Origin of the sequence: Bradyrhizobium sp. BTAi1 (assembly GCF_000015165.1) — a bacterium.
In the GTDB taxonomy this organism is placed as follows: domain Bacteria; phylum Pseudomonadota; class Alphaproteobacteria; order Rhizobiales; family Xanthobacteraceae; genus Bradyrhizobium; species Bradyrhizobium denitrificans.
In genome coordinates, this window is the sequence record NC_009485.1 from 5,526,173 (window position 1) to 5,548,020 (window position 21,848).

Annotated in this window: 22 protein-coding genes; 2 read left to right on the top strand and 20 right to left on the bottom strand. The window is 65.8% G+C overall.

The window, feature by feature from the left end; translation table 11 throughout:
• From BBTA_RS24770 to BBTA_RS24780, 3 genes are all read right to left on the bottom strand, one after another.
• Positions 1 to 1,518: a glycosyltransferase family 39 protein gene (locus BBTA_RS24770; protein WP_012045243.1), complete on the bottom strand. Its 1,518-nt coding sequence runs from the start codon at positions 1,516 to 1,518 to the stop codon at positions 1 to 3.
• Positions 1,515 to 2,648: a glycosyltransferase family 2 protein gene (locus tag BBTA_RS24775; protein WP_012045244.1), complete on the bottom strand. Its 1,134-nt coding sequence runs from the start codon at positions 2,646 to 2,648 to the stop codon at positions 1,515 to 1,517. The genes BBTA_RS24770 and BBTA_RS24775 overlap by 4 nt, the downstream gene beginning before the upstream one ends.
• Before the next feature lie 259 nt (positions 2,649 to 2,907).
• A complete protein-coding gene (locus BBTA_RS24780; RefSeq protein ID WP_012045245.1) occupies positions 2,908 to 3,108 on the bottom strand; it encodes a hypothetical protein in 201 nt (66 codons plus the stop codon).
• Between the two features lie 149 nt (positions 3,109 to 3,257).
• Here BBTA_RS24780 and BBTA_RS24785 point away from each other — a divergent pair, with 149 nt between their 5' ends.
• Together BBTA_RS24785 and BBTA_RS24790 are read left to right on the top strand one after the other, a co-directional pair.
• Positions 3,258 to 4,082, top strand: coding sequence for a DUF72 domain-containing protein (locus tag BBTA_RS24785; RefSeq protein WP_012045246.1), 825 nt, complete (start codon positions 3,258 to 3,260; stop codon positions 4,080 to 4,082).
• Between the two features lie 8 nt (positions 4,083 to 4,090).
• Positions 4,091 to 4,591, top strand: a complete 501-nt coding sequence (locus BBTA_RS24790) for a DUF488 family protein (protein WP_012045247.1) — start codon at positions 4,091 to 4,093, stop codon at positions 4,589 to 4,591.
• A 12-nt stretch (positions 4,592 to 4,603) separates the two neighbouring features.
• Here BBTA_RS24790 and BBTA_RS24795 read toward each other — a convergent pair whose 3' ends face one another.
• The 17 genes from BBTA_RS24795 to BBTA_RS24880 all read right to left on the bottom strand — a co-directional run bounded on the left by BBTA_RS24795 (position 4,604) and on the right by BBTA_RS24880 (position 21,805).
• Entirely contained in the window at positions 4,604 to 6,283 is a 1,680-nt protein-coding gene (locus BBTA_RS24795; RefSeq protein WP_012045248.1) for a tannase/feruloyl esterase family alpha/beta hydrolase, read from the bottom strand.
• 215 nt (positions 6,284 to 6,498) lie between these two features.
• Complete coding sequence (locus BBTA_RS24800) at positions 6,499 to 7,794, bottom strand: adenylate/guanylate cyclase domain-containing protein (protein WP_012045249.1); 1,296 nt, start codon at positions 7,792 to 7,794, stop codon at positions 6,499 to 6,501.
• A 55-nt stretch (positions 7,795 to 7,849) separates the two neighbouring features.
• A complete protein-coding gene (locus BBTA_RS24805; RefSeq protein ID WP_012045250.1) occupies positions 7,850 to 9,007 on the bottom strand; it encodes an ABC transporter permease in 1,158 nt (385 codons plus the stop codon).
• Positions 9,004 to 9,939, bottom strand: coding sequence for an ABC transporter ATP-binding protein (locus BBTA_RS24810; RefSeq protein ID WP_012045251.1), 936 nt, complete (start codon positions 9,937 to 9,939; stop codon positions 9,004 to 9,006). Before BBTA_RS24810 ends, BBTA_RS24805 begins: the two co-directional genes overlap by 4 nt.
• Positions 9,936 to 10,712 (bottom strand): HlyD family secretion protein, encoded by a 777-nt coding sequence (locus tag BBTA_RS24815; protein WP_012045252.1) that lies wholly within the window; start codon positions 10,710 to 10,712, stop codon positions 9,936 to 9,938. Before BBTA_RS24815 ends, BBTA_RS24810 begins: the two co-directional genes overlap by 4 nt.
• Positions 10,709 to 11,368 (bottom strand): TetR/AcrR family transcriptional regulator, encoded by a 660-nt coding sequence (locus BBTA_RS24820; protein ID WP_012045253.1) that lies wholly within the window; start codon positions 11,366 to 11,368, stop codon positions 10,709 to 10,711. The genes BBTA_RS24815 and BBTA_RS24820 overlap by 4 nt, the downstream gene beginning before the upstream one ends.
• A 342-nt stretch (positions 11,369 to 11,710) precedes the next feature.
• On the bottom strand, positions 11,711 to 12,736 hold the full coding sequence (gene adhP / locus BBTA_RS24830; protein ID WP_012045254.1) for an alcohol dehydrogenase AdhP: 1,026 nt from the start codon (positions 12,734 to 12,736) through the stop codon (positions 11,711 to 11,713).
• A 135-nt stretch (positions 12,737 to 12,871) separates the two neighbouring features.
• Positions 12,872 to 13,285 (bottom strand): DUF2000 family protein, encoded by a 414-nt coding sequence (locus BBTA_RS24835; protein WP_012045255.1) that lies wholly within the window; start codon positions 13,283 to 13,285, stop codon positions 12,872 to 12,874.
• Between the two features lie 122 nt (positions 13,286 to 13,407).
• Positions 13,408 to 13,812 (bottom strand): DUF4189 domain-containing protein, encoded by a 405-nt coding sequence (locus BBTA_RS24840; RefSeq protein WP_041750876.1) that lies wholly within the window; start codon positions 13,810 to 13,812, stop codon positions 13,408 to 13,410.
• Between the two features lie 386 nt (positions 13,813 to 14,198).
• Complete coding sequence (locus BBTA_RS24845) at positions 14,199 to 15,233, bottom strand: IS110 family transposase (RefSeq protein ID WP_012045257.1); 1,035 nt, start codon at positions 15,231 to 15,233, stop codon at positions 14,199 to 14,201.
• A gap of 169 nt (positions 15,234 to 15,402) precedes the next feature.
• Positions 15,403 to 17,007, bottom strand: a complete 1,605-nt coding sequence (locus BBTA_RS24850) for an NTP transferase domain-containing protein (RefSeq protein WP_012045258.1) — start codon at positions 17,005 to 17,007, stop codon at positions 15,403 to 15,405.
• Complete coding sequence (locus BBTA_RS24855) at positions 17,004 to 17,705, bottom strand: XdhC family protein (protein ID WP_012045259.1); 702 nt, start codon at positions 17,703 to 17,705, stop codon at positions 17,004 to 17,006. Before BBTA_RS24855 ends, BBTA_RS24850 begins: the two co-directional genes overlap by 4 nt.
• A 3-nt stretch (positions 17,706 to 17,708) precedes the next feature.
• Entirely contained in the window at positions 17,709 to 18,032 is a 324-nt protein-coding gene (locus tag BBTA_RS24860; protein ID WP_012045260.1) for an XdhC family protein, read from the bottom strand.
• Between the two features lie 26 nt (positions 18,033 to 18,058).
• Complete coding sequence (locus BBTA_RS24865; RefSeq protein WP_012045261.1) at positions 18,059 to 19,264, bottom strand: VWA domain-containing protein; 1,206 nt, start codon at positions 19,262 to 19,264, stop codon at positions 18,059 to 18,061.
• Positions 19,265 to 19,479: 215 nt separating this feature from the next.
• Positions 19,480 to 20,388: a MoxR family ATPase gene (locus BBTA_RS24870; RefSeq protein WP_012045262.1), complete on the bottom strand. Its 909-nt coding sequence runs from the start codon at positions 20,386 to 20,388 to the stop codon at positions 19,480 to 19,482.
• A 34-nt stretch (positions 20,389 to 20,422) separates the two neighbouring features.
• Complete coding sequence (locus tag BBTA_RS24875; RefSeq protein ID WP_012045263.1) at positions 20,423 to 21,292, bottom strand: xanthine dehydrogenase family protein subunit M; 870 nt, start codon at positions 21,290 to 21,292, stop codon at positions 20,423 to 20,425.
• A 27-nt stretch (positions 21,293 to 21,319) separates the two neighbouring features.
• Complete coding sequence (locus BBTA_RS24880; protein ID WP_012045264.1) at positions 21,320 to 21,805, bottom strand: (2Fe-2S)-binding protein; 486 nt, start codon at positions 21,803 to 21,805, stop codon at positions 21,320 to 21,322.
• Positions 21,806 to 21,848: the final 43 nt, after the last annotated feature.

Below are 21,848 nucleotides of genomic sequence, written 5' to 3' on the forward strand. Positions count from 1 at the left end.
TCAGCGCTGCAGCTCCGGCGGCGGCGTGCGGTCGAGGACCTCGCGCTGCGGCCGGCTGACCGCATAGAATGCGTAGGTCTCGATCGTCAGCGGGCCGCGCCGGCGTTCGGCTTCGCCGATCTTGGCAATCGCGGCGAAGGTCTCGGTGACGTAGAACCGCAGGCCGATCTGCGCCTCATCGACGAACAATTGCGTGCCTGAAAGCTGTCGCGGATCGGGCTCCGGAAAATTCACCCAGCGGATGCGCTGGATCGGCTGCAGCACGCAGGTGCCCTTCGGGAGATAGAACGACAGCCACGCCGTGGTGCCATAATCCATCGCCAGCACGCAGGACGCGCCGGCGCGCTTGCGCGCGTCCTCGACCGCGGCGGCCAGCGGCTGCCAGCCGACACCGACGCTGCGCACGGTCGCATCGCGCCGGTAGCCTGACAGCCAGCCGGTATTGGCCTGCACGATCAGCGCGACGAACATCACGATGCCGGCGGGCGCGGCCCAGCGCAGGCAGAACGCCACGGTGCGCTGCTCGCGCGGGTGCCAGACGACGAGGTGCGCGGCGGCGGCCGCCGCCACGACGAACGCCGGATAGATCGGCGCGAACCAGTTCGCCTCGACCCTGGCATGCAGCGAATGCCAGCAGAAATAGGCCACGATGAGCCAGACCATGGCTTCGACCAGCACGCGCGCAGGCGCCTCGCCTGCCCGGCGCCGCGCGAGTCCATACAGCCCCATGACGCCGAGAATGAAGACCAGCGGCGTTGCGAAGGCGAACTGGGTCGGGATCAGCTCAGCGATGTAGACGGGACGGAAGTCCTCGATCCGGGCACGGCCGAGCTGCTTGATGAACGACACCCATTGATGATCGGCATTCCACAGGATCACCGGCGAGAAGATCGCAAACGCCAAGAGGCCGCCGAGATAGGGCCAGGGCGACGCCAGCCAGGGCCGCAGCTTCGGCACCGCCACAAGCCAGATCAGGATGGCCGCGCCGAAGAACATCGCGGTGTATTTCGACAGCAGCGCCGCGCCGACCGCCGCACCGACGGCGAGCCACCAGACGCCCCTGCCGGTCTCCAGGACCTTGGCGCAGAAGAACAGCACGAAGCTCGATGCCACCAGCAGCGGCGCATCGGGCGTGACGATCAGGGTGCCGACCGCCGCCATCAAGGTGACGTTGAGCAACAGCGCCGCAGTCGCGGCCGCCCGCACGCTGCCGAACAGGATCTCAGCACTGCGATAGACCGCGTAGGTCATCGGCAGACCGAGCAGGACCGAGACCAGGCGCACGCCAAGCTCGCGGTCGCCGGCGAGCAGTGTGCCGAGCCGGATCACCCATGCGACCATCGGCGGGTGGTCGTAATAGCCGCCCGCCAGATGCTTCGACCACATCCAGTAATAGGCTTCGTCGAAGGTGATCGGCGTGACCGCTGCGGCGATCAACCGGAGCACGACGAGGCCCGCAACGGTCAGCCAGACATTACGGACGAAGCGGGCGTCGTCGGCGCCTGCCGCAGGAGTCATCGCTTGCGCCAGACGAACAGTCCGGAGATGGCGTAATTCCAGACCACGCCCATCAGCGCGCCGGCCGCGCCCGCCAGCCACCAGATCGGCTCCTGATCATAGACCGAGAAGGCGACACCGACATTGGCGAGCAGGCCGACCGAGCAGACCAGATAGAACATCAGCAGGCCGCGCAGGATGGCGAGACCCTTCAGCCGCTGGTCCCGATAGGTGAGGAAGTTGTTGAGGATGAAGTTCGAGGTCATCGCGACGAAAGCACCGAGCGCCTGCGCTTCCGCGAACGGCAGGTCGAACAGATTGAGACCGAGAAACAGCGTGGCGAGATGCACGACCAGGCCGGTGCCGCCGACCATCGCGAACAGCAGGAAGCGCAGCGACACCACGTCGTTGGTCATCTTGGCAAGGACGAGACCGAGGAAGTCGAGCGCGACCATGGAATCGAGCTTGCTCTCGCCATGCAGGCGCGAGCCGAACGTATAGGGCACCTCGACGGTGCGCAGGCCGCCCTCGGCGCTGGCGATGATGTCGAGCAGGATCTTGAACCCTTGCGTCGACAGCTTCGGCGCGATCTCCTCGAAGCGATCGCGGCGGATCATGAAGAAGCCGCTCATGGGATCGTTGACCTCGACCTTGAGCGCGCGCCGCGCGATCTCGGTGGCGAAGGCGCTGGCCCCGGCCCGCTTGCTGTCGAAGCTCGCGGCACTGCCGCCCTCGATATAGCGGCTGCCGACGACCAGTTCGGCCGCGCCACTCTGAAGCAGCGCCAGCATCTTCGGCAGTTGGGTCTCGTCATGCTGCAGGTCGGCGTCGATCACCGCCGCGAACGGCGCGCTGGCGGCAAGAATGCCCTCGATGCAGGCGCCGGACAGGCCGCGGCGGCCGATGCGGCGGATACAGCGCACACGGGGGTCATTGCGCGACAAGTCACGCACCACCTGCCAGGTCCCGTCCGGGGAATTATCGTCGACGAACACGACCTCCCAGGGAACATCCTTGAACGCCGTCTCCAGCCGCCGGTACAGCGTGGTGACATTGTCGCGCTCATTGAAGGTCGGGACGACCACCGAAACGATCGGAATATCAGAGGGTTGCGGCGACACAGGCGGGGCCGGTCTGAGGGCTTCGTTCATGGTGCGGATGCGTATATCTGCCGCATCCCACACTGCCAAGCGCTACAGCCGACGGGAGGTGCAAAAGACCGGCCTGTGGTGCCGCCTTGCACCGCCCCAATGCGGGCGCCACAAATGCCAACGACCACAATCAAAGGGCGCGCGTACATCCGGCGCAACCGCTCTGCCGTGGTCGTCTCGGTGCCGGAGCCCCAAAGCTCGACGTCACCGTCTCTCTCTAGATGGGGTGCCCCGGCCGGATTGCAAGGGCCGAAACGGCCTAGTTCGGAACCTCGCGGACGACAGGTCCACGCGGCGCCGGCGCCACCGGAACCGTCTGCACCTGCGTCGGCGGCACCTCGACCCTGGCGGGCTGGACCGGGCGCGCCATCGGCCCAACGGGAACATAATAGAACGCGGCCGCAAGCACGGCGGCTGCAACAATCGCGCCCAGCGCGCCACCAACCGATTCTGCTCTCATGTGCTGATCTCCTCACCCGGCCCTGTTCCCTGGATACACGAGCCTTTCGGCGGCTGGAAGAGTGCCAGCGCGCGGCGTCGAACTGGCCAGAACCGATCGGCTTGACTAGTGTCGCAGTCGTCCCCTTCGCATCAGCATTGGAACCGGTCGTGAGCAAAGCTCCTGCACGCGCAGCGCATCCCAAAAGCCACATCTATATCGGCATCGGCGGCTGGACCTTCGCGCCCTGGCGCGGCGTGTTCTATCCGGACAGGCTGCCGCAATCGAAGGAGCTGGAGTATGCGGCGTCGCAACTGACATCGATCGAGATCAACGGCACCTATTACGGCTCGCAGAAGCCGGAGAGCTTTCGCAAATGGGCGCGCGAGGTGCCCGACGGCTTCATTTTCTCGCTCAAGGGGCCGCGCTTCGCCACCAACCGCCGCGTGCTCGCCGAGGCCGGCGATTCCGTGAAGCGCTTCTACGACACCGGCGTGCTCGAACTCGGCGACCGGCTCGGCCCGGTGTTGTGGCAGTTCGCGCCGACCAAGAAGTTCGACGAGGCCGATTTCGGCAAGTTTCTGGAGCTCCTGCCGCGTGAGCTCGACGGCCGTCAGCTGCGCCATGTCGTCGAGGTCCGGCACGACAGTTTCTGCGTGCCCGGCTTCGTGAAATTGTTGCGCGAGTTTGCAACGCCGGTCGTGTTCGCCGAGCACGGCAAATATCCCGCGATCGCCGATGTCGCCGGGGACTTCGTCTATGTCAGGCTGCAGAAGGGCAATGACGAGCTGAAGACGTGCTACCCGCCGAAGCAGCTCGACGCCTGGGCCAAGCGCCTGCAGATGTGGGCCGAGGGTGGCGAGCCGGACGATCTGCCGCGGGTCGACGACACGCCGGCGAACAAGACGCCGCGCGATGTCTTCGCCTATGTCATTCACGAAGGAAAGGTGCGCGCGCCGGCCGGCGCGATGGAATTGATCGAACGTGTCAGCTGAGGTGCACCATGATGACCAAGGCCAAGGCTGCGACCAGGACGGCGACCAAGAGCGCGACCAAAACTCTCTTCACGATCGGCTATGAGCACACCCCCGCCAAGGCCGTGCTCGACGAGTTGCAGGCGGCCGGCGTCAAGCTGCTGGTCGATGTGCGCGCGGTGGCGGCGTCGCGCCGGCCGGGCTTCTCCAAGAGCCAACTGGCCGCGGGGCTCGACGAGCGCGGCATCGCCTATGTCCATCTGCGCAGGCTCGGCACGCCGAAGGAAGGCCGCGAGGCCGCCCGCAGCGGCCAATACGACACGCTGCACAAGATCTACAGCGCGCATCTGAAGACGCCACAGGCCAGGGAGCAGATGGACGAGCTGGCCGCGCTTGTGAAGAGCGCGGGCCCGGTGTGCCTGCTGTGCTATGAGCGCGACCATGCCCATTGCCACCGGCAATGGATTGCGGAGATCATCGAGGACCGCGATCAGGTCCGGGTCGAGAATCTGGTCGCGCCGCAGGTTTGATGCGCCACCGCCCTACTCCGTGGCGCAGGTGAAGGACGACGCCTGCTCGACATCACCGCCCGTATATTTGGCGAATTTCGGCCACGGGCACAGAGGCCGCGTCCGCTGCGGGCTCCAGCCCGCAGGCAGCTCCTTGTTGGCGGCACTGACCGAGGCCGTGATCGCCTCTGGCGCCTTGCCCTTCTCGACCCAGTCCATCAACGCGCCGAGCGCGTCGAACTTTTCCAAGGTGACGCCGCCACCACAATGCGTCTCGCCCGGCAATGCAAACAAGCGGGCGAAGCCGTCGGCCTTGCCCGCCACATTGGCATTCAGCTTTTCATACCAGCGAATCGTGTCGTTGACCGAGAACACCGGATCGGCCTGGCCGTGATAGATCAGCATCTTGCGCGCACCGCCCTGGAACGCCGGCAGGGTCGGATTGTCGACCGCAGGCGGCGCCATGAACTCCATCGCCGACTCCGTGAACGGCCCTTCCTTCGCGAAGATCTTCGGCGCATCCTTGTCGAAGTCGTAGCTCTGCAGCTTCTCGACGAGCTTGTCGGGCGAGCCTTCGACCTCGACCGGCGGCGTCGAGAAGATGTAGTTGAGCGAGGCCCCGCCCATGGTGGCGATGATCGGCAGATTGTTCCAAGGCGCGACCGGGCTCTCGACCTTCCAGGCGCGCCAATTGCCGGTGCCGACGCCGCCATCGACCGGCCAATCCGAATAGAGCGCCTCGCCCTTCGAATTTTGCGGCCCGGCGAAGACCTTCTTCAAGGCATCGACCTTGGCGGACGGCAGGCACGCTTCGGTGCTGCCGGCCACACAGCGCAGGCTGTCGAAACTGAACGTCTTCTGGCACGCCTTCAGGTTTGCCGTGAGCCCGTCCCTGGCGCCGTCGAGCCCGTCGCAGGCCTCGATGATCTTGGACGAGATCAGCTTGGCGTCCTCGCGGGTGATCGATTTGCGGATGTCGGCATCAGCCTTGGTCAGCGCCTGCACGTCCCAGGCGTGCTGCACGGCCGCACGCGGCAGGTTGAAGCCGGGATTGCCGACCAGGAAACCGTCATATTGTTCGGGCATGCGCTCGGCCGCCACCATCGTGTGACGCCCGCCATTGGAGCATCCCGCGATGTAGGAATAATCGGGCTTCTTGCCGTAATGCGCGGCGATGATCGCCTTGGCGATCGGGGCAAGTGTCATGTCGGCGGCATAGCCATAGTCGCGCCGCGCCTGCGGATCGAGCCCGAAGGCCGAGCCGGCTGCGAGCCCGCGCGGCTTGTTGGCGGGATCGTTGCCGGAATGACCGCTGTCGGAGGATAGCACGGCGAAGCCGCGGGCGAGCGGCGTCACGCCACCGCTCACCAAGCCGTCCGCCTTGTCGCCGAGAGCCGGCAGCACGACGCCGTCATTGCCGCCATTGACCTGATGCAGGAAGCGACCGTTCCAGCTTTCGGGCAGGCGGATCTCGAATTGGATCGCATAAGCATGGCCGTCGAGACCCGTGCGCTCGTTGACCTTGCCGGAGAGGATGCAGTGCCGCGGCAGGCCGTCGCCCGCCTCCTGCAGCTTCGATCCGGTCAAGGTCAGGCCGGGCATGTTGAGCGCTTCCGCAGTCACCTTGCTGCAGCCGCCCTCCTCGGCCCGAGCCGTCGTCGCAGTGCCGACCAGGCTCAATCCCGCCAACACCCACGCCCCAGTTCGGATCATGCCGTCTCCCCCTGTCCTTCCTGTTCGTTGCCGGCAATTAAGCCCGAAGCCGCGACGATGTAAATCGGCGAACAGGCATGACGCGTGCCCACCCGGATCGACCGCGCGCCGCGGACAGGAATCGTGATGTTTCGCTGGAATCGATCTCCGCTGGTCCGCTTCACGCTCGCTCGGCCGCCTGTTGTGTTGCCCGATTTTTCCAGAAAGCTATTTCATCATTGCAATTGCCAGACCTCGAACCTGCGGTCGTAGCCGCGCACCGCCACCTCGCCGTGGAAGACCGCATCGCGCGCGCCATCGCCGGCCGCGTCCCGCACCTCGCGCGAGATCAGGAGATGCGAGCCGAACTCCTTGTTGAGCGCTTCCAGCCGCGAGGCGAAGTTCACGGTGTCGCCGATCACGGTGTATTCCTTGCGCCGCGGCGAGCCGACGCTGCCGGCCACCACCTCGCCAAGATGAATGCCGATCCCGATCCGCAGCGGCCAGGACGATGTGACGTTCACGCGATCCATCGCCTCGACCATCTCGCGCGCAGCGGCGACCGCCTGCGGCGCCGCATCGCGGGTCTCGAACGGTGCACCGAACAGCGCCAGGAACCCGTCGCCGAGAAACTTGTTCACGATGCCGCCATGGCGCTCGAGGATGTCGACCAGCACGGCGAAGGCGCCGTCGAGCCGCTCGACGATCTCCTGCGGCGTCTTCGAGCGCGAGGCCGCGGTGAAGCCGCGGAAATCGACGAACATGACCGCGACCTCGCGGATGTCGCGCGCTTCCGCGGTCCCCTCCTTCATCAGTCGTTCGACGACCTGGGGCGAGACGTGCTGACCAAACAGATCGGTCACGCGGTCGCGCGCTGAGGCGGCCGCGATGCTCGCCGCGAACTGGCGCCGCAGTTGCACGCCGACGGCTCCCGCCAGGATGCCACCCAGGAAAATGATGAAGCTGCGCTCGCCATGATAATAGATCTCGGGATTCTGGCTGACATCGATCGACGGCCGGTCCAAAAGCGCCACCGTCAGCAATTCCGCCGCCGCGACCAGGCCCGTGAAGCTCGACAGCCAGAAATCCAGGCGAAGCGTCGAAAGAATGATGAAGATGAAGTAGACCAGCGGCGCACCGAATCCGAGCGCCTTGTCCGGTCCGATCCCCTCGATCTGCATCATCAGGACCAAGGTCGGCAGCGACGTCTCGACCAGCACGCTGACATAGCGCCAGACGATCGGCACGTCGCGGCCATGACGGATGTCGGATTTGATCCTGAACAGGACGAGCGTCTCGAACGCGACGAACGCCGCAATGATCCCGTAGACGGCGAGCACGCCGACGGTGCTCGGCCAGATCCATTGTACGATCCGCGGCTCGAAGACGTCCGTGACGGCCGATATCGCCAGGAAGATCAGCGCCGTCGCGATCAGGGCCTTCACCCGCAACAGCTCGGTGTTCAACGTCTGGCGCATCAGCGCAGCGTTGAACTCGGCCGACGCGTCCGCAGGCCCTGCGGCCTCTGCCATTCCTCGGATCCGAATCATGCCCCCGGCGCCCCCTGCTCCTCCGGGGCATAGTGCCTCAATCGAGGGTGCGGCGGAAGCGCAGGACGGCCACGGTCATGGCGAACAGCATGAGGCCGAACAGGGCGATCGTATCGTGCTGCAGGTTCGCCAGAGTCGAGCCCTTCAGCATGATGGCGCGGACGATCCGCAGGTAGTGCGTCAGCGGCAGGCATTCACCGACGATCTGCGCCCATTGCGGCATGCCCAGAAACGGGAACATGAAGCCGGACAGCAGAATGCTTGGCAGGAAGAACATCATCGACAGTTGCATCGCCTGCAGTTGGTTCTGCGCCAAGGTGGAGAACGTGTAGCCGATCGAGAGATTGGTCGCGATGAACAGCGTGGACAGCAGCGCGAGCAGCAGCAGACTGCCCATCACCGGCACGCCGAACAGGAACACGCCGATGCCGATGATGATCGAGGCCTGCAGGAAGCCGACCAGCACGTAGGGGATGATCTTACCCAGCATCACCTCGACCGGCGTGATCGGCATCGACAACAGACTCTCCATCGTGCCGCGCTCGATCTCCCGCGTCACCGAGAGCGCGGTGAAGATCAGCATGGTCATGGTCAGGATGGTGCCGACCAGGCCCGGCACAATGTTGAGCCGCGACGACGCGGCTGGGTTGTAGCGGGCATGAGCCCGGATCTCGAACGGCGCCGAGACCGGGTCCCCGGTGTAGAGATCATGCGCCAGCGCGGTCTGCACGATCATGCCGAGTGAGGACAGCGCCGAGGATGCGGCGACGGGATCGGTGGCATCGGCCGCCACCAGCAGCGCCGGACGATCGCCGCGGCGGACCGCGCGCTCGAAGCCGCGCGGGATCTCGACGCCGAACAGCACCTTGCCCGAGAGCAGCAGATCGTCGAACTCGGCAACGTCATGCACCTCGCGGGTGAAGCGGAAATAGGCGGTATTCTCCATGGCCTTGAGGATCGAACGGCCGAGATCGCTGTCCTCCTGCAGAAGCACTGCCGCGGGAAGATGGTGCGGCGTGGTGTTGATCGCATAGCCGAACAGCATCAGCTGCATCACCGGCAGCATCACGATCATGGCGAACGACACCCGGTCGCGCCTGAGCTGGATGAACTCCTTGACCAGCATCGCATAGGTCCGGCGCCAGAAGCCGAAGCGCGGCTCGGAGAAGCGATGCTGGACGGAGGCGCCCTTCATCGGAAATTGTCCCGCGAGCGGTTCATCAGATCGATGAAGACGTCCTCGAGCGAGGGCGCGGCGGACTGCCAGTGCAATCCCGGCTTCTCGCGCCAGGGCGCGATCGAGGCCTCCAGCGCCGAATGGTCGCGCCCTGAGACATGCAGGCTGGTGCCGAACGGCGCCACCATGTCGATGCCCGGCTTGCCGGCGAGATCGGCCGCGAGGTCGCGCAGGTCATTGCCGCTGACCGTGTATGTCGCCAGCGCCGATTGCGCGATCACCTCGGGGACCGTGCCATGCGCCAACAGATGGCCATAGGCGATGTAGGCGATCTCGTGACAGCGTTCGGCCTCGTCCATGTAGTGGGTTGAGACCAGCACCGTCAGCCCCTCGCCCGCCAGCGCATGGATCTCGTTCCAGAAGTCGCGCCGCGCCTTGGGATCGACGCCGGCGGTGGGCTCGTCCAGCAACAGCAATTGCGGATTCGGCAAGGTGCAGGCGCCGAGTGCGAGCCGCTGCTTCCAGCCGCCCGACAATTCGCCGGCGAGCTGCCGCTCGCGTCCGCCGAGGCCAAGCCGCTGTACCATGTCGCGCGCCACCTGATGCGGATTCGGCATTCCGTAGAGACGCGCGACGAATTCGAGATTCTCCCGCACCGAGAGATCCTGGTAGAGGCTGAAACGTTGCGTCATGTAACCGACGCGGCGCTTGATCTTGTCGGCATCGCGGCGGATGTCGAAGCCGAGACAGGTGCCCTCGCCGCTATCGGGGGTCAGCAGCCCGCACAGCATCCGGATCGTCGTCGTCTTGCCGGAGCCGTTCGGACCGAGAAAGCCATAGATCGATCCCCGCTTCACCTGCATCGACAGATCATGCACAACCTCGCGGCCGTCGAAGGACTTGCTCAGTCCCTTGACGTCGATCGCGATCTCGGCCGCCGCTTCGGTCATCGCTGGTCCGCCACCGGGGTCTTCGGATTGGGATAGATACTGACCGGCTGGCCGACGCGCAGCGCATCTGGCCGAGATGGCCGGGCCTGGATCAGATAGACGAGCTTGTTGCGCTCATCGAGGCTGTAGATGACCGGCGGCGTATACTCCGCCGTCGTCGCCAGGAAATAGACCCGCGCGGTGAGATCGGCGGCGCAATTGTCGCAGGTGACGCGGACCTCGTCGCCGATGGCGAATTTCGGCAGCTCCGTCTCCGGCACGTAGAAGCGCAGCTTCATGTTGCCGGGCGGCATGATCGACAGCACGGGGCGCTGCGCCGCGACCATCTCGCCTTCGCGGAAATAGATCTGCTGGATGGTCCCGGCGACGGGCGCAACGCCCTTGCGCCGCGCCAATCGCGTCTGCGAGGTCACGACATGGGCCTCGGCCACGCGCAGGGCCGAGACCGCGGAATCCAGCGTGGCCTGCGTGCCGGCTCCCGTCTTGCTCAAGGCGGCGGCGCGATCATAGGTCTGCTGCGCGTTGGCGAGCGTGGCCTTGGTCTGGTTGAGATCGGCCTGCTGCAGATCGTCGTCGACCGCATACAGGGGATCGCCGACCTTGACCTCGTCGCCCTCGCGGACGTTCAGCCTGGTCACGCGCCCCGCCTCGTCAGGACTGACGAAGATCATGTCAGCCTCGACCCAGCCCTGATAACCAGGATCGCGCGTCTCCTTGCAGCCGTTGAAGGTGAAGGCCGTGACCAGCACGGCGAGGCAGTGCAGCAGGCTCATTGCGGCCTCCTTGCGCCAAAGATCAGATCGAGATGGGTCTGCAGCATCGCTTCCGCATCGAGCGGCGCATGGCGCTCGAACAGACTCTTCCAGAGCACCGCGACCATCATCGGTGCGATCATCAATTGCGGATACGCGACGAGGTTTGGCTCGCGGATTTCCCCGCGCGTGATCGCGAGTTGGATCAGCGCGCGCATCGCGGCGAGACCGCGCGAGACGACCTCACGATAGTAGAAGTCGGCAATCGCCGGGAAGCGCGGCCCCTCCGCGATGATCAGCCGGACGAGATCGGCGCGCCGCGTGCCCGCGACCTCCTGAAGGAACATCTTCGCCAGCGCCTCGACCATGTCGCGCACCGAGCCGCCCGGCGCCGGCGGTGTGGTGAGACGGCTGACGAAGGGCACGATCGCGGTCCGGATCAATTCCTCGAACATCGATTCCTTGTCCTTGAAGTGCAGGTAGATCGTGCCCTTGGCGACGCCGGCGCGCCTGGCGATGTCGTCGAGCCGGGTCGCCGCAAAGCCGCGGGCGATGAACTCGTCCATCGCCGCCTGGACGATCGCCGCGCGTCGCTCGGCCGCGCGATCGGCGCGCGAGGCGGCGGAGCCACCCGCAGCGCGCCCCCGCCGCTTGATTGATGGTGAGGAGTCCGACATGAAACATGTATGACTGACCGGTCAGTCATTGTCAAGGAAGCTTTGAACGCTGCGGAACTGCCTCCTCGGATCGGGCATGTCCACGATCGGTCCGGCTTTGGCTCCGAGCGCAATTGCACGCGCGCCGCCCACACGGCCGACGACGATCGCTACTTTGCCTCCATGCGGGGTCACGATCGCAGCGAAGCCATCGGCAATTCCACATCGGCAATAGCTGGATTGCGTCACGGCGCTCGCAATGACGCGTCGCGAGAGCCCGTCAACGAGGACGCTCCTGTGGCAGTGGCCCGGATGCGCTTCCGCCTTCGCAGGCGCCAGCGCATCCGGGCCACGCACCTCGTCTCAGGTGAAATCCAGCACCACGCGCCCGTCGATCTTGCCGGCCTTCATGCGATCGAAGATGGTGTTGATCTCCGACAGCGGCGCTGTCGTGATTTCGGCCTTCACCTTGCCTTCTGCCGCGAAGGCCACGGCCTCATCGAGATCGCGTCGTGTGCCGACGATCGAGCCGCGCACGGTGATGCGCTTGAGCACGACATCGAAGATCGGCGTCGGGAACTCACCCGGCGGCAGCCCCACCAGACTGACCGTGCCTTTGCGACGGACCATCTTCAGCGCCTGCGCGAAAGCGGGCGTCGACACCGCCGTCACCAGCACGCCATGGGCTCCGCCGCCGGTGAAGGCGATGACCCGCTCGACCGCATCCTTGTCCAGCGCGTTGACGGCGTGATCGGCGCCTGCCTCCAGCGCCAACTTCAGCTTGTCCTCGGCAATGTCGAGACCGATCGCTTTCAGCCCCATCGCCTTTGCATATTGGATCGCGACGTGACCAAGACCGCCGACGCCGGAAATCACCACCCATTCGCCCGGACGGGTATCCGTCTCCTTCAGGCCCTTGTAGGTGGTGACGCCGGCACAGAGGATCGGCGCGATCTTGGCGAAGTTCACATTCGCCGGCAGGCGCGCCGCGAAGGCCGCCGAGGCGATGACATATTCCGCAAAGCCGCCATTCACGCTGTAGCCGGTGTTGTGCTGATGCTCGCACAGCGTTTCCCAGCCGGTCTCGCAATATTCGCAGCGCAGGCAGGCATCGTGCAGCCACGCCACGCCGACGGCGTCGCCGATCTTGAAATCAGTCACGCCCGGGCCAAGTGCTGCCACCACGCCGGCGGCCTCATGGCCAGGAATGAACGGCGGCACCGGCTTGACCGGCCAATCGCCGGAGGCCGCGTGAAGATCAGTATGACACACGCCGCAGGCTTTCAGCTTCACCAGCAATTCGCCCGGCCCCGGCACAGGAACGGGGACGTCCTCGATGACGAGCGGCTTGCCGAAGGCTTTGACGACGGCGGCTTTCATGGTCTGCATCTGTCTGCTCCTCATGTTGAGGCGCAAACTATCCAAGCCGACCTGTCGCGGTCTTGATCGGTATCAAAAGACGGTGCTGCTTTGATGCGCAGCATGTAACAATCTCATGACAGCGCCACCGTGCGGCCGGCGATCTCAGGCGTGAAATTTCAGCCCGTCGACGATCTTGTCCACCACCTTGCGCTCGGCGCGGAATGCCAGTCCCACCAGGTTGAGATCCATCCGCGCCACCGCCTTCACGGCCGCCCGGTTGGCCTCATCATGCGTGGTCGTGAACATGTCCTCGGTGTAGAGCGCCGGCTTCACCTCGCGCGCCAATGCGCGATCCAGAGCTCGCGCCAACGCCGCGCGATCAGGCGCGCCATAGATGAGAATCGGCTGTCCGATCAGCGCGTGATAGTTCGTCGCAGAGCCATCTTCATAGGGCGCGCCGATACACTCGGGAAAGGCAGCGGCGATGCCGCTGGCGAGGAACGCCGCCACGTTCAACTTCTGCCAGGCCGCAAGGTCGTTGCGGATGATGAGTGCGATCTTCGTATCGAATTGCATGTCACTTCCAAGGGTTCGATATGCGCAAGCGCCCAGAATAGCCGAGCCATTCCGGGCGTGAAGCATCGACAATGCAAGCGATGGCCGTGGAACTTGATAGTCCCCGGCCGGCAGCGCCTGGATCAGCCCTTGGCGTCGCAGACCCAGGCGCGGATCACGCATTCCTTGCCACCATATTTGTAGCATTCGCGCGTCGCGTCGTTGAGCGAGGCCGAGATCTTCGGCCGGACCGCATAGCCGTGTGGACCGCAGGGATTGGTCAGGTCGACGGCGAACGCCGCACAGGCCTTCTTCATCGTCACGGCGGTGCATTCGCCCTTGCATTGCTTGAGCGCCGCGGCCTTGGCGAGATGCTCGGCCGGATAGTCGAAGGCCTGGCCAAAGGCGGCACAGCGGCCGATGGCAAAGGCGCCGGCGGCATGCGCCGGGCTGATGGCGGCGTCGCTCACAATGCGTGCGGCACCGACGATCACGGTCAATCCAAATGCAAACAGCGCGAAACGTCGCGCGGCCGTCGAAACGATCACTCTCTCCTCCCCCGAGGCCCAATGTCGGCAAATCTAGCCGGGGGTTGTTGAGACTTGGTGAATGAGAGGTTGAGGGGCGAGCGCGAGTCTCGGTGACGAGGTCCGTAGCCCGCATGAGCGGCTCATCCGGGCTTCTGTAACGGGCCTTGGTTTGTCAATCCCAATTCTGCATGTCCTCTCGCCGGGCCCTTGCTTCTGTACGGGGTCGGCGCATGGCCGCCACCTGTTGGGCTGCGTAAGAGGAACCGGCCGGCCAATCTACGGAGAGCGTGGTTTTGAACCGACTGCCCGGATGGCGGCCTGACCGGATCCATCGTCCCGGCGAAGGGACCCTGCTCGGGGAGAGCCTGGTGTCGTGGCCCGCCCAGAACTCGATCGATGCTCCCCTAGGTCGCGGCAGCCTTGGCCGCGGGGTTGAACGGCATGTTGTCGGCGAGCATGCGGTGAAGGATCACGGCAAGCTTGCGCGGCAGAGCCACCTTGGCTTTGCGCGGGCCGGCGCGCCTGGCGACCCGCATCGCCCAGCTCTTCAGCTGTGAGCAGTTCTTGACCGGCTTGGTCAGCATGATGTGCGCCGCCTGATAGAGCGCCTCGCGCACCGACGCATCGCCGACCTTCGTGATGCGGCCGCTATAGTCGGTCTCGCCGGACTGGTACCGTCTCGGCGTGAGGCCAAAATGCGCGCCTGTCGCCTTGGAGGATCGGAAGCGCTTGGGGTCGTCGATTGCGAACATGTAGGTCAGCGCGACGATCGGGCCGACGGCCGGCGTGGTCATCAACAGCTTGGCCTGCGGATGGGCCTTCGCGAGCTGTTGCACCTGCTTGTCCAGCTTCTTGAACTCGCGCAGCAGCACCGTATGAGCCTCGAGCAGCGCCTGCACGACCAGCGTCAGTCCCGAATGGCCAGCCACCAGCGCCTCGATTCGCGTCGCGAAGCTGCGATCGGTGGTCTTGCCGACCTTCAAGCCGAAGCCCCGTAGCACGCCGCGCAAACAGTTCTCGACGTCGTGCAGCTTCGATTGCAGCAGCTTGCGTGCCGTAAGAACCGCACGCATCTCCTGCGCCTCGATCGATTTGCAATGAACCGGACGGAACCAGCCAAGCCGCATCAGCTGGGCAATACCCCTTGCATCGTTGCGGTCGGACTTCACCGACATCGCCCTGAAGGCGTCACGCACGTGCCGCGTCTCCAGCAGTTCGACCCGCTGACCCGCCTCCTGCATCGCCGCATACAGCCATTGCGACAGCGGCCCTGCCTCCAGACCGATCCGCTCAACCTCGATGCCGAACTGCTTGAACCAGCCGATCAAGACTGCCGGCTCACTCTCGACTGCCGCTTCCCGAACGATCTTGCCCGCCCCATCGACAATGCAGACCGCCGAGGATTTCAAAGACACGTCAATTCCGGCATAGTGGTTCATGGTCGTCCCCTAATGATGCGAGGAGCGGGCTTGCCCGACTCCGTTGAACACCATCAATTTGAGGGACGACCACCTTTCCGCCAACCGGGCGGCACGCGAACGCGCTCCCAAATAGCGCAGGAGTGAGCGTGCCGCTCGGGTGGTCGGCCCGTTACCCCATCTACACGATTCAGCCGCGTCGCGCGGCTTCCAGGGCCTGCGGCGTGTCGATGTCGAGGAAGGCGCTGTCGCCGTCGACGGGCACCTCGGCGACGGCCTCGGTGTGCTTGGCGATCAGATGCCGCGCGCCGACATCGCCATCGAGGGTCATCAGCTCGGCGAAGAAGCGGCGCGACCACAATACGGGATTGCCGCGACGCCCCTCGGAGACGGGCACGACGATCAAATTGCCGCGATCCGGTGCAAAGGCGGCTATCAGGCGGTCGAGCAGGCCCGACGACACCATCGGCATGTCGCCGAGACAGACCACCGCGCCATCAACCGTATCGGGCACCGCGGCGATGCCGGCTTTCACCGAGCTGGCAAGACCGCCGGCAAAATCGGGATTGCGGACGAAGCGGACGTCGAGATCCGACAGCGCCTGCTCGACCAGCTCGGCCTGATGCCCGGTGACGACGATGACCTCGCTGGCCTTCGAGGCCAGCGCCTGCTCGGTGACGATCCGCACCAGCTTCTTGCCGTCGAGCTCGGCCAGAAGCTTGTTCGGTCCGCCCATTCGGGTCGAGCGCCCGGCCGCGAGCACGATGGCGGCGACCTTGCGCTCGCCCTCGACCTCCGGCTTGGCCCGCGGCTGCGGCCGCGTCACAATCTCCATCAGCAGGCCGCCGACGCCCATCGCCGTCAGCTCCGCCCGCGTCACCTTGATCCCGGCGAGCAGCCGCATCAGCACCCAATCGAAGCCGTTCTCGGCTGGTGAGCGGGCGCAGCCGGGGGCGCCCAGCACCGGCACGCCAGCGGCGCTGCCAATCAGCAGCAGATTGCCGGGATCGACCGGCATGCCGAAATGCGCGATGGCCCCCCCGATGCCGGTGATGGCCGCCGGGATCACGTCGCGGCGGTCGGCGATCGCCGAGGCGCCGAACACGATGACGAGTTCGGCGCCAAGGCCGAGCAGGTCCTTGATGGCAGCGGCCAGCGGGGCCTGCTCATGCGGCACGCGGCGCTCGGCGATGACGGCCGCGCCCGCCGGCGCCAGACGCTCAGCGGTGACCCGCAGCGTCTTGTCGATGACCTTCGGAGCCAGCCCGGGCAAGATGGTCGACACGACGCCGACGCGCTTGACGACATAGGGCGCGACCCTCAGCGCACCCTTTCCGGCCGCCGCCACGGCGGCATCGCGCAGGCGGCCCTCGACGCCGAATGGAATGAGCTTGACGGTGCCGACCATCTCGCCTTCGACCACCGGCTTGAACGCCGGCAGGGTCGCGAAGGTGATCGCCTCATCGACCTCGTTGATGCGATCGACGGCGGCGCGGTCGACGACCAGCACGCCGGCCTGCGCCGCAAACAGATTGGCGCGCCCGGTGAAGGCGCGATCGACATGAATGCCCTCGCCCGCCACCACCTTGGCGACGTCAGCGGCGGCCTCGTCCTCGGAGACGTCGCCAGCCTCGAGCCTCACGACGACGATCTCCTTGACGCCTTCCCTGACCAGCGCCTCGACCTCGGTGGGGCCGATCAAGGTGCCCTTCTTGAGCACCAATGATCCCTTGCGCAGGGTGTGCACGGTCACCCCGCCGATCGCCTCAGCCGGACTGGCAGGACCGAATTTCATGCCGCCTGCTCTTTTTCCTTGGCCGGCAGCCGCAACGTGGCGGTGATCTCGGCCATGATCGACACCGCGATCTCCGACGGCGACACCGCGCCGATGGCCAGCCCGATCGGCGCATGGATGCGGGCGATGTCGGCGTCGCTGGCGCCCTGCGCCCGCAGCCGGTCGCCGCGCTTGGCATGGGTCTTCCGCGAGCCGAGCGCGCCAATATAGAAGCAGTCGCGCGAGAAGGCGTGCAGCAGCGCCGGATCGTCGATCTTCGGATCATGCGTCAGCGCCACGAACGCCGTGTAGTGATCGACATTCAGCGGCGGCAGCGCCACGTCGGGCCATTCGGCGATCAGCGGCACATCGGGAAAGCGCTCGGGACTGGCGAAGGCGGTGCGCGGATCGACGACCGTGACGTCATAGCCGAGCGATTTGGCGATCGGCGCCAAGGCCTGGCTGATATGGACCGCGCCAACGATGACGAGCTTCGCCGTCGGTGCGTAGACGTTCAGGAACAGCCGCTTGCCCTGGGCCTCGACCATGCCGCTCTTGCCCATGCGCAGATGCGTGGCGAGCTCGTTGCGCAGGGGATCAGCCGCGATGTCGGCGGCCTTGACCAGGCGCTGCTCGCCGGAGGCGATGTCGGTCACGAGGATGGCCGGGCGGCGCGCGGCGCGCTCGGCGTTGAGTTCGGCGAGCGTTGAAAGCTGCATCTCTCAGCCCACCTTCTCGACGAACACGCGGATGGTGCCGCCACAGGACAGTCCGACATTCCAGGCAGTCTCGTCGGCGACGCCGAACTCCAGCATCTTCGGCTGGCCGCTGGAGATCACGTCGAGCGCCTCGGTGACGACGGCGCCCTCGACGCAGCCGCCAGATACCGAGCCCAGGAACGTGCCATCGTCATTGATAACCAGATTGGAGCCGACTGGCCGCGGCGCCGAGCCCCAGGTCTCGACCACGGTGGCGAGCGCCACGCCATGGCCGGATGTGCGCCAGTCCTCGGCGGCCTTGAGGATGTCTTCGTCGCGGTTCAGCATGGCTGTCTCCTTCGGAAGGACGGGTCTCAGGCGGCGGGCCGGATCACGCGGCTGATGTGCGGCGGGAGCGGCGATGACAGCGCCGAGATCAGCGTCTCGATCGAGGTCAAGTTATGTACGGGGCGGAATTCGTCAACGTGGGGCAGCATGGTTTTGATGCCCTGCGCCTTGGCCTCGAAGCCGGAATAGCGCAGCAGCGGGTTGAGCCAGATCAGGCGGCGGCAGGAGCGGTGCAGGCGGTCCATCTCGAAGGCGAGCTTGCTGTCGGCCTCGCGCTCGAGCCCGTCAGAGATCAGGAGCACGATCGCGCCCTGCCCGAGCACGCGCCGCGCCCATTGCTTGTTGAAGGTCTGCAGCGAGGTGGCGATCCTGGTGCCGCCGGCCCAGTCCTCGACATTGGCCGAGCAACTCGCCAGCGCCTCGTCCGGATCGCGCTGCCGCAGCGCCCGCGTCACGTTGGTCAGCCTGGTGCCGAACAGGAACACCGACACGCGCTTGCGGGCGTCGGTGATGGCGTGCAGGAAATGCAGAAACAGGCGGGTGTATTCGCTCATCGAGCCGGAGATATCGAGCAGCGCCACGATCGGCGCCGGTTTCTCGATCCGTCCCAGGCGATGGAAGTTGATGATCTCGCCCTCGGTGCGCAGCGCCTGCCGCAAGGTCTTGCGCATGTCGATGCGGTGGCCGCGGGGATCTGTGGTGTGGCGGCGCGTCTTCAGCTCGGCCTGCGGCAGCCGCATCTTGGCGATCGCGCGCGCGACCTCGGCGATCTCGGCCGCGCTCATCTGGGCAAAATCCTTCTTCTGCAGCACCTCGCGGTCGGACACCGACAGCCGCAGATCCTGCTCCTGCGCCTTCGGCTCCTCATGCATCTGCGGCTGGGCCATCGCCTCCTGCACCCGGCGCGACGCCGGCGGCGGCTTCTTCTTGGCGTGATCCGGCAGCGGCACGGAATCGAGCATCGACTTCCACTCCTCGGCGGGGCGGAAGAACAGGTCGAAGGCCTGGGCGAAGATCAGCGCGTGCTCATGGCGCTTGACGAAGATCGATTCCAGCGTGGTGAAGACGTCCGCGCGCTTGCCGATGTCGATGACCTCGAGCGCGGTCATGGCATCGATCACAGCGCCTGGCCCGACCGGAAGACCTGCTGCACGCAGCGCCCGCGCAAAGCCTGCAATGTTGTCGGCAATGCCGCCGGTGGGTGGTGCGAGGTGATTGATGCTGGTGGGCACGTTCTGATCCCTCGTCGCTTCGCACACGCCTCAAATTGAGTTCGTCATTCCGGGGTGCCCGGAGGGCGAGCCCGGAATCCATACTCACGATCGTGGCTATGGATTCCGGGCCTGCGCCTGCGGCGCATCCCGCAATGACGACTTTTGTTAGGGCGTGAGACGGGCCGACCTCGCTGTGCCCCGGCAACACGCCCCCCTGTGGGCACCAGCGTGACCTACGTTTCGCTGGTCGCGTCCTTGATCACCTTCTGCAACGCATCGCCCTGCATGCGCGCGATGTCGTCCTGATACTTCAGCAATGCGCCGAGCGTGTCGCCGACCACCTCGGCATTCAGCGAGCGCGCGTCGAGCTCGGTCAGCGCGGTGGCCCAGTCGAGCGTCTCGGCGACGCCCGGCGACTTGTAGAAGTCCTGGCTGCGCAGCGCCTGGACGAAGCGCACGATCTGCTGCGAGAGCCGCTGCGAGATGCCGGGCAGCCGCGTCTTGACGATGGCGAGCTCGCGCTCGGCCGATGGGTAGTCGACCCAGTGATACAGACAGCGCCGCTTCAGCGCGTCGTGAATCTCGCGGGTGCGGTTCGAGGTGATGATGACGATCGGCGGATGCGGCGCCTTGACGGTGCCGAACTCGGGGATCGTGACCTGGAAGTCGGAGAGAATTTCGAGCAGATAGGCCTCGAACGCCTCATCGGCGCGGTCGAGCTCGTCGATCAGCAGCACGGGGGCGCCCGCGACATCCGGCTCCAACGCCTGCAGCAGCGGACGCTTGATCAGATAACGGTCGGCGAAAATGTCCGACGACAACTGGTCGCGGTCGACCTCGCCGCCGGCTTCCGCCAGCCGGATCGCGATCATCTGCGCCGCCGAGTTCCACTCATACACCGCGGAGGCGACGTCGAGGCCCTCATAGCATTGCAGCCGGATCAGCTTGCGGCCAAGCGCCGCCGACAGCACCTTGGCGATCTCGGTCTTGCCGACGCCGGCCTCGCCTTCGAGAAACAGCGGCCGGCCCATCCGCAGCGACAGATAGGTCACCGTCGCCAGCGATCGCTCGGCCAGATAGCCGCGCGACGACAACAATTCGAGCATCGCATCGACCGATGCCGGCAGCGCTGCAGCACTCATGAGCGAGACCGCCTTCCTTGACCGCCCTCGCCCGTCACGACGCCGGAGCCTCGGGCGCAGCCGAATCGGATTCGGTGGCGTCCGATCCGGTCGAGGCCTTGGCTTCGGCATTGGCCGCATCGACAGCGCGACGCGCAAGCACGCCGATCAGATGGGCGCGATATTCGGCGCTGCCGTGGATGTCGCTGTTGAGACCTTCCGGCGAAACGTGGATGCCTTCCAGCACCTTCGGCGAGAAGCGCTTCTGCAGCGCCTCCTCGAAGGCGGTGACGCGGAACACGCCATTGCCGCCGGCGCCGGTCACGGCGACGCGCACATCCGACGGGCGGCGCGCCACGAATACGCCGACCAGCGCGTAGCGCGAGGCCTGGTTGCGGAACTTCACATAGGCCGCCTTCTTCGCCAGCGGGAAGCTGACCTTGGTGATGATCTCGTCCGGCTCCAGCGCGGTGGTGAACAGGCCGAGAAAGAACTCCTCGGCTTTCAGCTTGCGCTTGTTGGTGACGATGGTGGCACCGAGCGCGAGGCAGGCCGCCGGATAGTCCGCCGTCGGATCATTGTTGGCGATCGAGCCGCCGATGGTGCCGCGATGGCGCACGGCAGGATCGCCGATCAGGCCCGCCAGATGCGCGAGCGCGGGGATCGCCTCGCCGACCGTGGCGGAGTTCGCCACATCGGCGTGACGCGCCATCGCGCCGATCACCAGGTTGCGCCCCTTCAGCTCGATCGTATCGAGCCCCTCGATATGCGACAGATCGACCAGATGCGGCGGGCTGGCGAGCCGCTGCTTCATGACCGGCACCAGCGTGTGGCCGCCCGCGACCAGCTTGGCATCCTCGTTCTTGGTCAGGAGATTGGCGGCCTGGCGCACGGTGGCCGGCCGGTGATATTTGAATTCGTACATGGGGATGTCCTGTGCGCGGCGGGCGGCTTAGGCGAGGTCCGACTTCGCCATGGCCTTGGCGCCGGCGGCGATCGATTGCACGATGTTCTGATACCCGGTGCAGCGGCAGAGATTACCCTCGAGCTCTTCGCGGATGACCTCTTCGCTGAGATCGTGACCCTTGCGGTGAACGAGGTCGACTGCCGTCATGATCATGCCCGGCGTGCAGAAACCGCATTGCAGGCCGTGGTGCTCGCGGAAGGCCTCCTGCATCGGATGCAACGGCGCGCCGTCGGCTGCCAGCCCTTCGATGGTCCTGACCTCATGACCATCGGCCATCACCGCGAGGGTGGTGCAGGACTTCACCGCCTTGCCGTCGAGATGCACGACACAGGCGCCGCATTGCGACGTGTCGCAGCCGACATGCGTGCCGGTGAGGCGCAGATTCTCGCGCAAGAACTGCACGAGCAGCGTCCGCGGATCGACATTCGCCGTGACGGGATTACCGTTCACAATCATGGAAATCTTGGCCATTCAGGACTCTCTATTATCCGCGCCACAGCGTTGCACTGCAGCG